Origin of the sequence: Brevundimonas sp. EYE_349 (assembly GCF_023147505.1) — a bacterium.
In the GTDB taxonomy this organism is placed as follows: Bacteria; Pseudomonadota; Alphaproteobacteria; order Caulobacterales; family Caulobacteraceae; genus Brevundimonas.
Genome location: NZ_JAHXPB010000004.1, coordinates 1 through 14,556, shown reverse-complemented (window position 1 = coordinate 14,556; position 14,556 = coordinate 1). Strand labels below are relative to the sequence as shown.

Below are 14,556 nucleotides of genomic sequence, written 5' to 3'. Positions count from 1 at the left end.
GCGACCCTCGCGGTCGAAGACGATGGGACCGAGAGGCTAGCTTCCGAACACCGCGGCGGGCAAGGCGCCCACGATTGCGGCGGTCATCAGGGTGGCCAGGAAGCCAGCGAACAGCCCCTTCCAGATCATGCCCAGGACCTCTTCGCGTCGCTCGGGCATCAGAACCGACAGGCCCGTCACCGTGATGCCGACCGAGCCGATATTGGCGAAGCCGCACAGAGCGTACGTCATCAGCATCCGCGTCCGCTCCGTCATCTCGCCGGCCGGCACCTTGCCCAGGTCGATGAAGGCGACAAACTCCGTCAGGGTCAGTTTGACGCCCAACAGCCAGCCGGCGACGTCGGCGTCCTTCCACTCCACCCCGATCAGCCAGGCGACGGGGGCGAAGATCCAGCCCAGCATCCGCTCGACAGTCAGCGGCGCATCGAACACCACGAAGCCGCCCAGCATGACGTTGACCAGGGCGACCAGGGCCACGAACACGATCAGCACCGCCGAGATGTTCAGCACCACCATCAGGCCGTCCGACGTACCCTTCACGATGGCGTCGATGGCGCTGTCGTACTTCAACGCGGAATCGTAGTCGGCGACCGCGCCGCCCATGCCTTCCTTCTCGGGAATGATGATCCGCGCCAGCAGCACCCCGGCCGGCGCCGAGACGATGGAGGCGACCAGAACGTGGCCCGCCGCATTGGGCAGAACCGGCGACAGGATGGTCGCATAGGCCACCATGGTCGAACCGGCGACGGTGGCCAGGCCCACGACCATCATCAGGAAGATTTCCGACCGGGTCAGCTTGTCCAGATAGGCGCGGATGACGATCGGGCTTTCGATCATGCCCAGGAAGATGTTGGCCGCGACGGCCAGGGCCGAGGCGCCGCCCAATCCCATCGTCTTCTGAAACAGGAAGCCGAAGCCCAGAGTGATCCACTTCAGAATCTTCCAGTGCCACAGCAGGGCCGACAGGGCCGAGATCACCAGGATCAGCGGCAGCACCTGGAAGGCGAAGGTGAACAGGGCGCCCTGATTCTGCACCGCATAGGGCTGGTCCCCGCCGGCCAAATAGCCGAACACGAACTTCGTCCCTTCGGTGGTCGCGACCGCCAGGCCGTCCACCGCCCCCGTCACCGCCGCCAGGACCCCTTGCGAACCTGGGATTGCGAACAGCGCCAGCACCAGCCCGGCCTGCACCGCGATGGCCCCGAGCGTCAGCCGCCAAGGAAAGGCGCGCCGGTTTTCCGAGATCGCCCAGCAGACCGCGACAATGACGACCAGGCCCAGCAGGCTCTGGAGGTTCAGAAGGCTGAACATGAAAGACGATCCCCGTACCCGGCGCGCCTGGCCGGTCTTCCTTCGCTTCAAGGACAAAGTGACGCGGCTGGCAAGCGAAACGAAAAAGGGCGATCCCTTAAGGGACCGCCCTCATCATGCCGTCGCGCGTCGACTTACAGTTGGCCGCGCACCAGCTTGCCGTAGTGATCCATCAGGTCCAGCGACAGGGCGCCGGGGGTGAAGCGATAGTCGCCCACCTCGGCGACCGGCGTCACCTCGACGGCCGTGCCGGTCAGGAAGCATTCCGAAAACTCGGACAGTTCTTCCGGCAGGATGTCGCGCACCGCCACCTCGATGCCCTTGGCGTGGGCGATCTCGATGACGGTCTGGCGGGTGATGCCGTCCAGGATATGATCAACCTTGGGCGTGTGGATGACGCCGTCCTTGACGAAGAAGACGTTGGCGCCGGTCGCCTCGGCGACATAGCCGCGCCAGTCCAGCATCAGGGCGTCGGCGAATCCACGACGCTCGGCGGCGTTCTTGGACATGGTGCAGATCATGTACAGGCCCGCCGCCTTGGCCGTCGTCGGGGCCGTCGCCGGATCGGGGCGGCGCCATTTGGACCATTCCAGCTTCAGGCCGCGCGCCTTGACCTCGGGGTCGAAATAGCTGGGCCAATCCCACACGGCGATGGCTAGGTGGACCTTGTTGTTCAGGGCCGAGACGCTGGTCTGCTCCGGCCCCAGATAGGCCACCGGACGCACATAGCAATCGGTCAGACCGTTCTTGGCGCAGGTTTCGTTACACAGGGCGTCGATTTCGGCGACGCTGTAGGGTATCTCGAAATCGAGCAGGTTGGCGGACCGCTTCAGGCGCTCCGAATGCTGGGTGAGCTTGAAGATTTCGCCGCCATACATACGCTCACCCTCGAATACCGACGAGCCATAGTGCAGAGCGTGGGTCAGAACGTGCGTTTTCGCTTCCCTCCAGGGAACGAAATCGCCATTCACCCAGATCCAGCCGTCACGATCGTCGAAAGGAACGAAGGCCATTGAAATACGTCTCCCGCGAAACTGACGGTCTTAGAGCCTCACGAATCGTTCAGGTCAACGCCCAGGGCGGGGGAAACGTCGCATGAGCATGACGGAATCGCGCCCCCATGGCCGATCCGGCCCCATCGCCGGCCCCGGCGTGGGCCGACATCTGCTGATCGTCGATGACGACGATCGCATCCGCGAACTGCTGAAGGAATTCCTGGCGCGCGAGGGCTATCGCGTCACCGGCGCCGCCCACGCCGCCGCCGCCAAGCGGATGATGGAGTTGATCGAGTTCGACCTGGTCGTGCTGGATGTCATGATGCCGGGCGAGAGCGGACTGGACCTGACGTCCTGGGTCCGCAACAAGGCCGAACTGTCCAAGACGCCGGTCCTTTTGTTGACCGCCAGGGGCGACGCGGAAGACCGCATCGAGGGTCTGTCGCGCGGCGCCGACGACTATATGTCCAAGCCGTTCGAGCCACGCGAATTGGTGCTCCGCATCGACGCCATCCTGCGCCGCACGGGTGGCAAGCCCATCGGCCCCAAGGAGATCAAGCTGGGCGCCGCCGTCTTCGACATGGAGCGGCTGGAGCTGACGCGCGACGGCGCCCCCCAGCGCCTGACCGAGGCCGAGGCGCAACTGCTGAAAACTCTGGCCCTTCACGCCCACGCCCCGGTCGAGCGGATGAGCCTGTCGCCCGACACCGCCGACATCACCGGCCGGGCGGTGGACGTGCAGGTGACACGCCTGCGTCGCAAGCTGGAGGTCGACCCCAAGAACCCACGCTATCTGCAGACCGTGCGCGGCGTCGGCTATATGCTGGCCCCCGACTGAGGCGCGACGCGACGCCATGCGGCTTCTGCCTGCCTATCTGTGGCCGCGATTTTTGAAGCGGCGCCTGCCGACCTCGCTTTGGGGTCGGTCGCTGCTGATCATCGTCCTGCCGGTGCTGGTCATGCAGATGGCGGTGACGTGGGTCTTCTTCGACGCCCATTGGCAGACCGTGACCGCGCGCCTGTCCGAAGGGCTGGCCGGCGACATCGCCTGGGCGGTCCAAAGCTATGAGGACGACCCCACCCAGGCCAATCTGGACAAGCTGGCCGACCGGGCCGAACGTTCCATGTCCCTGTCCATCGTGCTGCAGGAAGGCCGCACCTTGCCGACCGAGACGCGGCGCGGCGCCATCGGCGTGGTGGACCGGGTGCTGGACCGGGCGCTGGATGCGCGGCTGGACCGGCCCTACTGGTTCGACACCACCCGCTATCCCGCCTATGTCGACATTCAGGTGCAGGAGCCGCAGGGCGTGCTGCGCATCATCGCCCCGCGCGAGCGGGCGGTGGCGACCCAGGCCCATATCTTCGTGCTGTGGCTGACCATCGCGACAGTCTTGCTGATGGGCGTGGCCATCCTGTTCATCCGCAATCAGGTTCGGGCCATCGAGCGGCTGGCCGACGCGGCCGAGGCCTTCGGGCGCGGCGAGACGGTGCCGCGGTTCAAGCCGCACGGCGCGCGCGAGGTCCGCGCCGCCGCCGTCGCCTTCATGGCCATGCGCGACCGCATCCAGCGCCACATCGACCAGCGCACCGCTCTGCTCGCCTCAGTCAGCCACGACCTGAGGACGCCCTTGACCCGTCTGCGCCTCGAACTGGCGCTGGCTCCGCCGTTCAAGCGTCAGGCCGCCATGCGCGGCGACCTGGACGAGATGGAGCATATGATCGACGAATACCTCGATTTCGCGCGCGGCGAGGCGGGCGAGCCGCCCAAACCCGTCTCCATCTCCGACCTGCTGAAGGCGGCGGCCGACGATGCGCGACGCGCCGGGGCCGTTGTCGATGTGTCCGTGCCGGAAGGCATGACCGCCTCGCTGCGCCCCCTGGCCTTCAAGCGGGCGGTGGTCAACCTGGCCGGCAACGCCGCCTCGCATGGCGAACACGTGCGGCTGTCGGCGCGCCCCCTGGCTTCAGGCGGCCTGGAGGTGGTGGTCGAGGACGACGGCCCCGGCATCCCCGAAGCCATGTACGACGAGGCGTTCCGCCCCTTCTCGCGACTGGACGAGTCGCGCAATCAGAACCGCAAGGGCGTCGGCCTGGGCCTGGCCATCGCCCGCGACGTGGCGCGCGCCCACGGCGGCGACGTCACGCTGGACCGCAGCGACCTGGGCGGCTTGAAGGCGACCGTACGGGTCCCCGGCGCGGTGTCCATTGTCGGAAACCTATAGGTCGCGCCGATTCCTGAGCGCCGCCCCTAGCGAAACAAGCGGTTCGGGATCATCTTAGGCGGGACAGGGCCAGGAGATCATAGTGATGCGTAAACTCGCCTTCTTCGCGCCGCTGGCGGCCACCCTCGCCGCCGCCGCCATCGCCCAGGCGCAAGCCCCCGCCCCTACCGTCAACGTCACGATCGGCCCCGAACTTCGGCGCGAGGTCGAAAAGCTGGGCGACCGCGACGTCAGCCAGCAGATCGCCGGTCTGCAATCCGAGGTCGGCAAGGCCCTGGCCCAGCGCTATCCGGGTGCGACGGCCAATCTGGTGCTGGTGGATCTGAAGCCCAACCGCCCGACCATCGAACAGGTTCGCCGCACCCCGGGCCTGGATCCCATCCGCAGCGTCTCCATCGGCGGGGCCGCCATCAAGGGCGAGATCGTCCTGGCGGACGGTCAGACCCGGCCGGTCGACTATTCCTATTTCACGCCCGATCTTCGCGATGTCTGGGGCTACAGCGTCTGGCGCGACGCCGACCGCGCCTTCGAGCGGTTCGGCGACCAGATCGAGCGCGGCCGCTTCTAGAGCCCTGATCTAACCGCCCATCTCGCGGTTGCGGCGGACCGCCGCCGCAACCGTGTCGTCCAGCATGGTCTGCAGCCGACCGTCCCGATCCAGGGCGTCCAGGCCCGCACGGGTCGAACCGCCCGGCGAGGCGATACGGCCGATCAGCGCGTCCAGCGCGTCGTCGGCCATTGAATCTGCGGCCGAACGTAGGGTGGCGCGCGCCAGGACATCGGCGGTCATCGCGTCCAGCCCCGCCGCCTCTCCCGCCCTCGCAAGAGCCTCGGTGAAGGCGTAGAAATAGGCTGCGCCCGATCCAGCCACCGCCGTCGCCGCGTCCATCAGGGCCTCGTCGGCCAAGACGACCGTCTCGGCCATCGCCGAGAACAGATCGCGCCCGAGCGTTTCCGCCTTCGGGTCGGCAGACCATACAGAGGCCACGCCGCGCCCGCGCGATACGCCCGTCGTCGGCATGACCCGCACGATGGGCCGGCCGCCGATCCCTTCAGCCAAACCAGGCGCCGTGACGCCCGCCATCACCGACAGGATCACCGCCTCATCGCTCAGGAAGGGGGCCAACGGGGCCATCACCGCGCGCCAGATCGCCGGCTTGACGGCCACAACGATCACCGCGGCTTCCGTCAGCGCCTCCAGCGGCGGATTGACCCGCGCTCCATTGGCCCGCGCGGCCTCGGCGGCTGGCTTCTCCGACGGGCTGAGAATGATCAGGTCCTGAGCCGCGACCGTGTCGGTCAGCAGCCAGCCTTCCAAAATGGCCGATCCCAACCGGCCGCAGCCGACCAGAACGACAGGTCCCGGAACGGTCATCAGGCGGTGCCGACGGTCTCGAACAGGCAGGCGTCGATGGCCTCCTGCGGTTTCTTGTTCCCGCGCACCATGAAGTCGAACGCGGGATAATAGCGGTCCGACGCCTCAATGGCCGCATCGATCATGGACGCCGCCTGGGCCAGGGTCGGGCGTTCGCCCATCGGCAGGGCCAGAGAGTGTCGGAAGACGATCTCGCCGTCCTCGGCCCAGACCTCGAAATGGCCCATCCAGGTGCGCTGATTGATCAGACCGACCAGTTCATAGGCCGCCGTCTTGCGGCTCTTGGCCACCTTCAGGTCCAGGGCGCAGCAAAGCTGGAGGCAGTCGCCCTCGGGCCGCCAGGCGAACCACAGTTCATAGTCCTTCCAGTCGCCGGCCAGGGCGAAGGCCAGGTCGCCGTCGTCGGTGCGGTCGAACGGCAGGTTCTCGGCCGTCAGGACATGCTCGACGACCTCAAGCGGGTCGAACGGCACGTCCATTTCCTCTGGCCGGGCGATATCCATCAAAAGTCTCGATTCGAGCTGCGTCCGCGAGAATCGCGGGCGTTAACAGAACGGTAAGCCTGTTCGCAGATTCGGCTCAACCGGCTGCGTCCCCGGGTTGAGTTCCATCTGTGGACGTTCCCTTCACAGGCTTCGCGGCCGGCGTCTTCGCGGCTTTCAGCTCCGCGATCTCGGCGCGCAGGGCGGCGATCTCGTCCTTCAGCACATCGAACTCGTCGCGGCGGACCAGGTCCATCTCGGCGGCGATCCGGTCGGCCTGCGCCCGCCAGGCGGTCCTGGCCTCTTCGCCCGCCGCCTGGGCCAGGCCCATGGCGCCGGTCGTCAGCTTGGCGAACTCGTCCAGGATGGGATTGCGGGTCTGCATGGCGGCCTCCGACCTCGACGTCGTTAACGAAGGTTCACCGACTATGGTGAACGAAACCTTTCTTTCTGCTGCTTCGGGTCCGCCATCAAGGCGTCGTGATGCGTCTTCACAGGCGACGCAGCCAGCGACCCTTGCTAAACCGCCTTCAGATCGCCCCTCACAGGAACGCCCCTTGCCCTTTCCCGAATTCGATCCGGTTCTGATCCACCTCGGGCCGCTGCCGATCCGCTGGTACGCCCTGGCCTATGTCGCCGGCATCGTGCTGGGCTGGTGGTACGCGGCGCGCCTGGCCAAGACGCCGCGTCTGTGGGCGCCGGGCAAGGCGCCGATCACCTCCAACCAGTTGGACGATCTGGTGCTGTGGATCGTGCTGGGCATTATCCTGGGCGGACGGTTGGGCTACGCCCTGTTCTACAAGCCAGTCATGTACGGCCAGCTGTTCACCGGCCAGACGCTGGGCGAACGGTTCGAGCTGTTCCAGCTGTGGACCGGCGGCATGAGCTTCCACGGCGGCTTCCTGGGCGTCTGCCTGGCCATCGTCCTTTACGCCCGCAGCCAGAAGATCGACATGCTGCGCCTGGGCGATCTGGTCGCGCCCGTCGTGCCGATCGGCCTGATGTTCGGGCGGTTGGCCAACTTCATAAACGGCGAGTTGTGGGGTCGCGAGACGACCGTCCCTTGGGCCATCCGCTTCTGCAACGCCCGCATCGAACAGATGTACGGCTTCTGCCCCGCCGGAACCGCGCCACGTCATCCCAGCCAGCTATACGAGGCGGGGCTGGAGGGCGTGGTCCTGTTCTCCGTCCTGTCCATCGGCATCTGGAAATTCGATCTGCTGAAGAAGCCCGGCTACATCACCGGCCTGTTTCTGGTCGGCTACGGCGTCTGCCGTGCGGCGCTGGAGAATGTGCGCGAGCCTGACTTCGGCATGCCGAACTTCCCGCTGGGCCTGACCATGGGGATGATGCTGTCGATCCCGATGATCCTGGTCGGCGCCTGGCTGATCTGGCGCGCCTGGAAGCGTCCTGCGGCCGTCGCCGAGGCATGAGCCAGGTCGAAACCCTGAAGACCCGCCTGGCGCGCGAGATCGCCCTGACGGGTCCGATGACGGTCGCCGACTACGTCACCCGCTGCCTGCACGATCCCAAGGGGGGCTACTATGCGTCGCGCCCGGCCCTTGGCGAAGGCGGCGACTTCATCACCGCCCCGCTGGTCAGCCAGATGTTCGGCGAACTGATCGGATTGTGGGCGGTCGAGACCTGGAACCGGCTGGGTGCGCCCGAGCGGTTCCGCCTGGTGGAGGTCGGTCCCGGCGACGGCACGCTGATGAGCGACGCGCTGCGAGCCGCCCGTCTGGCCCCCGGCTTTCTGGAAGCCTGCGACCTGATCCTGATCGAACCCAGCGCTCCTTTGCGCGATCTGCAGGCCAGGGCCCTGGCCGGCGCCGACCTGTCGCCGCGCTGGGTGAAGGATCTGACGCGGATCGACACCGACGCCCCCGTCATCCTGATCGCCAACGAGGTGCTGGACTGCCTGCCCGCGCGCCAGTTCGTGTGCACGGACGACGGTTGGGCCGAGCGTCGCATCGGCGTGGACGACCGGGGCGACCTGATCTTCGGCCTAACCGCCATCACCAGTGGTTTCAGAAAGCCGGCCTTCGACGTTCCGCCCGGCGGCGTGATCGAGATTTCGGGCCAGCAGGCGATCTTCGGCCGCGACCTGGGCCTGGTGATGAAGGCCGCGTCGGGCGCCGCCCTGCTGATCGACTATGGCCGCGCCCGGTCCGAGGCGGGCGATACGCTCCAGGCCCTCTATCGTCATCGGAAGGTCGATCCCCTGGCCGATCCCGGCGCGGCGGACCTGACGCAATGGGCCGACTTCCCCGCCGTGCTGGAGGCCGCCGTCCACACCGGGGCAGATGTCACCGGCTGCCTGCCTCAGGGCGAGTTCCTGCGCCGCCTGGGGATTCACGCCCGCGCAGAAGCCTTGAAGACCTCCCGTCCCGCCGCCGCGTCGGTGATCGACCGCCAGCTTCATCGTCTGACCGCCGACGACCAGATGGGCGTCCTGTTCAAGGCCGCCGCCATCTTCGCGCCCCGCGCCCTGGTCGTGCCCGGCTGGGACGTCTGATAGAAGGGCGGACATGACCGACCTGGCCCCCATCACCCATCCGCTGCTGACCGCCGCCGGCGTCGCCCACGGCTTCTTCACCCGCGCGGGCGGCGTCTCGACCGGCATCTACGAAGGGCTGAACGCCGGCGTCGGCTCGCACGACGATCCCGCCGCAGTCGCGGAAAACCGCCGTCGCGTCGCAGCCCATTTCGGCGCCGAGTCCGGCCATCTGAACGGCTGCTATCAGATCCATTCCGCCGTCGCGCGCGTGGCGGAAGCTCCCTGGAACGGTGATCGACCCGAGGGCGACGCTGTCGTTTCGGCCGAGCCTGGCCTGCTCTGTTCCGTCCTGACCGCCGACTGCGCCCCGATCCTGATGGCCGATCCCGAAACCCGCGTCGTCGCCGCCGTCCACGCCGGTTGGAAGGGTGCCTTGGGCGGGGTGGTCCATTCCGCCGTCTCGGCCATGCAAGCTCTAGGCGCCGACCCCCGCCGCATCCTGGCTGTGGTCGGCCCCTGCATCGGCCAAACCAGCTATGAGGTCGGCGTCGATTTCGAGGACCGTTTCGTCCATCACGATCCCGGCAGCGACCGCTTCTTCCAGCCTGGCGAGGCCGACGACAAGCGCCAGTTCGACCTGCCCGGCTTCGTCCTGTGGCGACTGCAGCAGGCCGGCGTCGGTCAGGCCGTCTGGACCGGCCACGACACCTGTGCGGACGCCGAACGGTTCTTCTCCAACCGCCGCGCCTTCCAGCAGAACGAGCCGGATTTCGGCCGATTGGTTTCGGTGATCGGCGCCTAGCCGGCCTGCGCCAGTTCCGGCACGCGCGTCACTTCGCGCCAGGCCTGGGGCGCGGCCAGAAGCGCGCGCACCAGTTTGTTGTTCAGGGCGTGTCCGGCTTTGTAGCCCTCGTAACGGCCCAGCAGCGGCGCGCCCAGCACATACAGGTCGCCGATGGCGTCCAGCGCCTTATGCCGCACGAACTCGCGCTCCATACGCAGGCCGCCGGGGTTCAGAATATCGTCGCCGTCGATGACCACAGCGTTTTCCAGCGAACCGCCACGCGCCAGGCCGGCCTTGCGCAACGCCTCGACCTCGTGGGCGAAACCGAAGGTGCGGCAGGCCATGATCTCGCGCCGGAAGGTCGCCTCGTCCACGACGAAGTCGATGACCTGATTGCCGATGACCTTGGACGGGAAATCGATCTCGAACCGCATCTCGAAACGGTCGCACGGCATCAGGGCGGCGTGCTTGTCGCCCTCGACCACATGGACCGTTTCCAGGATTTCGATATAGCGCTGCGGCTGCGGTTGCGGACGGAAGCCCGCCCTGTCCAACAGCTTGACGAACTCCAGCGCCGACCCATCGAGGATAGGCAGCTCCGGCCCATCCACCTCGACCACGGCGTTGGACACGCCCAGGGCCGAGAAGGCCGCCATCAGATGCTCGATGGTCGACAGGCGCACGTCTTCGCCATTGGCGATCATTGTGTTCAGGCGCGCATCCACCACCGCCTCGCCCGAGACCGGAATGCGGTTGTCGCGGTCGGTCACGTCGGTGCGCACGAAGATGATGCCCGTGCCAGAAGGCGCCGGACGAACCGCCAGCCGAACCCGGCGGCCGGTATGCACCCCCACGCCGGCGATGATGGCCGGCGCGACAATGGTGCGTTCGTGATGGTCGTTCCTGACCGACAAACCGAAAACTCGCTTCTTTCAATGCGTCCCGCACGTCGTGCGGACTACGCCCCGCCTTCCGTTTAGCGGTCGCGCCGCAACGACAAAACCAAAGTCCGGTTTCGGATTGTTTCGCTCTGAAACACCGACAGCTCGGCCTGAAACGTCGAACGCCCCGAGGCTTGCGGCCTCGGGGCGCCCTGACCGACCCTGGGTTCAGGATCGCGGGGTCTTAGTTCGCCAGCCGGCGGAGAAAGGATGGGATTTCCAGGTCGTCATCGGCCTGTCCCGCCTCCGGTTCCGGCTGATGCGCGGCCTGGGCCGAACCGCGCGTCTGAGGATTGTGCTGGGGCGCATAGCCCATGTCGGTCTGAGGCTGTGTGCGCTTGCCGCGGCCGAACAGGCTCCAGCCGCTGCGACGATGGTCGCGGTCGTCATAACCGTCGTCGGCTTGCGGCTGCTGCTGCGGATAAGATGCGGCCCGCTCGCCGTACAGGTCGCCTTGCGGCGCGCGGGTCGCGGCTGGGGCGCGGGTTTCGTATTCCTCCACCCAAGGATCAACGATGGGGTCCAGGGTGCGTGCCTGCGGCTCGGCGACGCGGATCACCGGCTCGGGGCGCGGTTCCGGCTCCCGGGCGGGTTGGGCCTGAAAGGTCGGCACGACCGGCGCCGGTTCGATGCGCGGTTCGGGCGCGCGCGGCGCCTCGGCGCGAACCGGCTCGCGATAGCTTTCGCGCGTCGGCTCGGGCGCGCGCGACATCTGGGCGCCGTACTGGCCGCCGGCCGAACGACGCGCTTCATGGCTGGCCAGGGGCGCGGAGGCGGGAGTCTGCGGGGCGATAGGCTCGATGCGGCGCACCTCCCCCTCGTCCATGCCGGTGGCGACCACGGAGACGCGGATCTTGCCATCCAGCGCCGGATCGAAGGCCGCGCCGAAGATGATGTTGGCGTCGCCGTCCACCTCGGCCGAAATGGCGTTGGCGGCCTCGTCAACCTCCAGCAGGGTCATGTCCAGTCCGCCGGTGATGTTGACCAGCACGGCCTTGGCGCCCTTCAGGCTGGTTTCGTCCAGCAGAGGGTTGGCGATGGCGTTCTGGGCGGCCAGCAGGGCGCGGTCGTCGCCGGTCGCCTCGCCGGTGCCCATCATCGCCTTGCCCATCTCGGACATGACGGCGCGCACGTCGGCGAAGTCCAGGTTGATCAGACCGGGCAGGATCATCAGGTCGGTGATCGAGCGCACGCCAGAGTGCAGCACCTGGTCGGCCATGCCGAAGGCGTCGGCGAAGGTGGTGCGCTCGTTGGCGACCCGGAACAGGTTCTGGTTCGGGATGACGATCAGGGTGTCGACATAGCGTTGCAGCTCGGCGACGCCCGCGTCGGCCAAGCGCATCCGGTGACGGCCTTCGAAAGTGAAGGGCTTGGTCACGACGCCGACGGTCAGGATGCCGCGATCACGCGCGCATTTGGCGATGACAGGTGCGGCGCCCGTGCCGGTGCCGCCGCCCATGCCGCAGGTGATGAAGACCATGTGCGCACCTTCCAGGTGCTGATGGATTTCGTCGGCGGATTCCTCGGCGGCGTTCATGCCGACTTCGGGGTGGGCGCCGGCGCCCAGGCCTTGAGTGATGGTCTCGCCCAGTTGAATGCGGCGGTCCGTCTTGGCGAAGCTGAGGTGTTGCGCGTCGGTGTTGGCCACGACGAACTCGACGCCCTCAAGACCGGCGTCGATCATGTTGTTCACGGCGTTCCCGCCGGCCCCGCCGACGCCGAACACGACGATGCGGGGCTTCAGTTCAGTGTGTTGCGGCTTGACCAATGAGAGCGACATTTTCGTGTTTCCGACCTGCTGACCCGCCCCTTCCAACCAACCGACCGCCCCGCCGAATCGCTTTGGTTATGAGCGCGTTAAGGATTGCGCCCACGAAGGTTAAGAGAAGGTTACGGCGATAATGTGAGTCGGCCCCGACGCCACCCCTCGTCAAAAAGCTTGGCCGCAGTTTTCCTTGGACAAATGAAAAGGGCGGCCCCGAAGGACCGCCCTTTCCGCATTGTTGAAGGCCGGATTTACCAGGGACGGTAGTTCAGGCTCACGTTGAATCGACGACCGTAGGGATCGAAGTTAGAATATAGCGTATTGCCCAACCACGGAGCCGGCTCTTCCGCAAAGATATTCGTGACCTTGGCCCGCACTGTGACGGTGTCGTTCACATTGTAGCGCACGCCGAAGTCGTTACGGACGAAGTTTCCTGTACGAAGATATTCGATGGGACGGTCATCGATATTCGATACCTGAGTGCGGTACTGGTAGATGTCCTGCGAGGTTTGGAAGTCTGTGGTCCAGGTCAGCGCAAGTGCATCGTTCGGCATCCAAGTGAGCGTGTTTGCAAACCGCACGCGAGGGAACGAACCCCCCGTCTGCAGAAGGCTTGCATACTCTGTGAAATCACCTGGGTCGGCGATGTTGTTGAACTGCTTCTGTTCAATCAACCACGACCCTTGGATCGAGTTGGTGAAGGTGCCCAGGTTCCAGTTAAACGTTTCACGGGTGTCGATTGCGTAGTTCGCCGTGAAATCGACCCCTCGGGCCGTTCTCTTAGCATAGTTGATGGCACCCTGGATAAAGCCGCCAAACTGACCACCCGATCCCACCTTGAACGCTTCCGACCGATCAATGTTGTTGCCCGGATTGGCGACCGGGGTGTTCTGACGGAAGATCGTCGAGCAGGCCGCAGCATTCAGCGAAGGCCCGTTCACGCAGACATTCGCTGCAGTTTGGGGTGTCACAGATGCGATAACATTCGAAATTTCGATTTCATAGTAGTCCAACACCACGCTCAACCGAGGCGCGAAGCGAGGTTGGAAGACTGTCGAGAATGTGAAAGACTCTGACTCTTCCGGCTGAAGGAACGGGTTGCCGCCGCTCACACCCGGAATGCCACTGGTGTAGAGCGGCGTGTAATCGTCATCGCGGGATTCGGTTGCGCCCGCGAAGTCATATGTCAGGTTTTTGGCCGCGGCCAAAGCCGTGCAGTTTGCGATGCGATTTGCGCGGTATTCCGAGTTTGATGCGCTGTTGATCGACGTTGTTGCGCAAGGATCAGTGAAGTTGTTCGCGAACGTCTGAGTATAGGGCGAATAAAGTTCACCAAGATTGGGGACACGAACTGACGTATTGAAACTGGTCTTGAACGAAATGTCCCGAATGGGACGATAGACCAGGTTCACACCATAGACGTCCACATTTCCGACATTGCTATAATCGGAATAGCGATAGGATCCGCTAAGCTCAGCGTATTCCCCCAGCATGCTGTCCCGGAAGAGCGGCAGCGACACTTCCGAGAAGAACTCTTTGCTCTCATAAGACGCCGGCGCAAAATCGGGGCCGGTGTTCAAGAACAGTTGGCGATCACCGGTGTCAGCGCTGCGCCCGATGCCTTGCGTGAATTCTTTACGCCATTCAGCGCCGATGGCTACGCCAATTGGGCCGGCGCCCCAGAAGTCCCAGAACTGCCCGGAGAGCGAGCCAACGGCATCTTGCTGTTCGTTACGTTGGCGGACGTTCACAGACGCGTCGACGTACTTGAGAGCCTCAGCGCTTTGGTTGCCCTTGCCGAAGATGTTGAGCGGAACGCACTCATTGATGGCCGCGCGCCCTTCCGCGCGTGCACGGACATCGCCATAGGTGCCTGCCGTTTGTCCCGCCCGGTTGGAATAATCGCGAATTCCGCCCGCGCCGGTCTGCGCATTGGTTAGCGCGGGGTTCTGCGCATTCAGCAGCTTCACTCGGCAGACCACCTCGCCGGCCCGGCCATTGACGAGGCCGAGCGTGTCGATAACGGAGTCCGCAGCGAACACCAAGCGCTGCACATCTATCGGGACCACTTAACAGTGGCTCACCCGAACACGATAGGCGCTGGGGTTGAGAAAATCGACCACTTAGCGAGACCAGCTAAGAGCGCCTCAAACTGGCGCAAAACCACCTAAGACCTGCTCAGTC

At 65.7% G+C, this 14,556-nt stretch carries 14 protein-coding genes; 6 read left to right on the top strand and 8 right to left on the bottom strand.

Features of this window, described 5'->3' with window-relative positions:
- Nucleotides 1–36: 36 nt before the first annotated feature.
- Both KZX42_RS08295 and KZX42_RS08290 read right to left on the bottom strand, forming a co-directional pair.
- On the bottom strand, nucleotides 37–1,311 hold the full coding sequence (locus tag KZX42_RS08295; RefSeq protein ID WP_248118740.1) for a nucleoside transporter C-terminal domain-containing protein: 1,275 nt from the start codon (nucleotides 1,309–1,311) through the stop codon (nucleotides 37–39).
- A 134-nt stretch (nucleotides 1,312–1,445) separates the two neighbouring features.
- Complete coding sequence (locus tag KZX42_RS08290; RefSeq protein WP_248118739.1) at nucleotides 1,446–2,324, bottom strand: branched-chain amino acid aminotransferase; 879 nt, start codon at nucleotides 2,322–2,324, stop codon at nucleotides 1,446–1,448.
- An 88-nt stretch (nucleotides 2,325–2,412) separates the two neighbouring features.
- Between KZX42_RS08290 and KZX42_RS08285 the strand changes: the two genes are divergently transcribed.
- The 3 genes from KZX42_RS08285 to KZX42_RS08275 all read left to right on the top strand — a co-directional run bounded on the left by KZX42_RS08285 (nucleotide 2,413) and on the right by KZX42_RS08275 (nucleotide 5,096).
- Entirely contained in the window at nucleotides 2,413–3,144 is a 732-nt protein-coding gene (locus KZX42_RS08285) for a response regulator transcription factor (RefSeq protein WP_248119132.1), read from the top strand.
- A gap of 16 nt (nucleotides 3,145–3,160) precedes the next feature.
- Nucleotides 3,161–4,528 carry an ATP-binding protein gene (locus tag KZX42_RS08280; RefSeq protein ID WP_248118738.1) on the top strand — a complete coding sequence of 456 codons (1,368 nt, stop codon included), beginning with the start codon at nucleotides 3,161–3,163 and terminating at the stop codon, nucleotides 4,526–4,528.
- 85 nt (nucleotides 4,529–4,613) lie between these two features.
- On the top strand, nucleotides 4,614–5,096 hold the full coding sequence (locus KZX42_RS08275; protein ID WP_248118737.1) for a hypothetical protein: 483 nt from the start codon (nucleotides 4,614–4,616) through the stop codon (nucleotides 5,094–5,096).
- A gap of 9 nt (nucleotides 5,097–5,105) precedes the next feature.
- Here the strand turns inward: KZX42_RS08275 and KZX42_RS08270 are convergent, their stop codons facing one another.
- From KZX42_RS08270 to KZX42_RS08260, 3 genes are all read right to left on the bottom strand, one after another.
- Nucleotides 5,106–5,903 (bottom strand): pyrroline-5-carboxylate reductase dimerization domain-containing protein, encoded by a 798-nt coding sequence (locus KZX42_RS08270; protein ID WP_248118736.1) that lies wholly within the window; start codon nucleotides 5,901–5,903, stop codon nucleotides 5,106–5,108.
- Entirely contained in the window at nucleotides 5,903–6,406 is a 504-nt protein-coding gene (locus KZX42_RS08265; RefSeq protein ID WP_087119719.1) for a YbjN domain-containing protein, read from the bottom strand. The genes KZX42_RS08270 and KZX42_RS08265 overlap by 1 nt, the downstream gene beginning before the upstream one ends.
- A gap of 76 nt (nucleotides 6,407–6,482) precedes the next feature.
- Nucleotides 6,483–6,770: an accessory factor UbiK family protein gene (locus KZX42_RS08260; RefSeq protein ID WP_248118735.1), complete on the bottom strand. Its 288-nt coding sequence runs from the start codon at nucleotides 6,768–6,770 to the stop codon at nucleotides 6,483–6,485.
- 172 nt (nucleotides 6,771–6,942) lie between these two features.
- On the opposite strand from KZX42_RS08260, the gene lgt reads away from it, so the two are divergent.
- The 3 genes from lgt to pgeF are packed head-to-tail and all read left to right on the top strand — an operon-like array spanning nucleotide 6,943 to nucleotide 9,684.
- Nucleotides 6,943–7,818 (top strand): prolipoprotein diacylglyceryl transferase, encoded by an 876-nt coding sequence (gene lgt, locus KZX42_RS08255; protein WP_248118734.1) that lies wholly within the window; start codon nucleotides 6,943–6,945, stop codon nucleotides 7,816–7,818.
- Nucleotides 7,815–8,900, top strand: coding sequence for an SAM-dependent methyltransferase (locus tag KZX42_RS08250; protein ID WP_248118733.1), 1,086 nt, complete (start codon nucleotides 7,815–7,817; stop codon nucleotides 8,898–8,900). Before lgt ends, KZX42_RS08250 begins: the two co-directional genes overlap by 4 nt.
- A 13-nt stretch (nucleotides 8,901–8,913) precedes the next feature.
- Nucleotides 8,914–9,684, top strand: a complete 771-nt coding sequence (gene pgeF / locus KZX42_RS08245) for a peptidoglycan editing factor PgeF (RefSeq protein WP_248118732.1) — start codon at nucleotides 8,914–8,916, stop codon at nucleotides 9,682–9,684.
- On the opposite strand, the gene lpxC is transcribed toward pgeF, so the two are convergent.
- The 3 genes from lpxC to KZX42_RS08230 all read right to left on the bottom strand — a co-directional run bounded on the left by lpxC (nucleotide 9,681) and on the right by KZX42_RS08230 (nucleotide 14,426).
- Nucleotides 9,681–10,580, bottom strand: coding sequence for a UDP-3-O-acyl-N-acetylglucosamine deacetylase (gene lpxC, locus KZX42_RS08240; RefSeq protein WP_248118731.1), 900 nt, complete (start codon nucleotides 10,578–10,580; stop codon nucleotides 9,681–9,683). The two genes, pgeF and lpxC, sit on opposite strands and share 4 nt — an antisense overlap.
- Before the next feature lie 211 nt (nucleotides 10,581–10,791).
- Nucleotides 10,792–12,387, bottom strand: coding sequence for a cell division protein FtsZ (ftsZ, locus tag KZX42_RS08235; RefSeq protein WP_248118730.1), 1,596 nt, complete (start codon nucleotides 12,385–12,387; stop codon nucleotides 10,792–10,794).
- A 236-nt stretch (nucleotides 12,388–12,623) separates the two neighbouring features.
- Nucleotides 12,624–14,426 (bottom strand): TonB-dependent receptor, encoded by a 1,803-nt coding sequence (locus KZX42_RS08230; protein ID WP_248118729.1) that lies wholly within the window; start codon nucleotides 14,424–14,426, stop codon nucleotides 12,624–12,626.
- Nucleotides 14,427–14,556 lie beyond the last annotated feature (130 nt).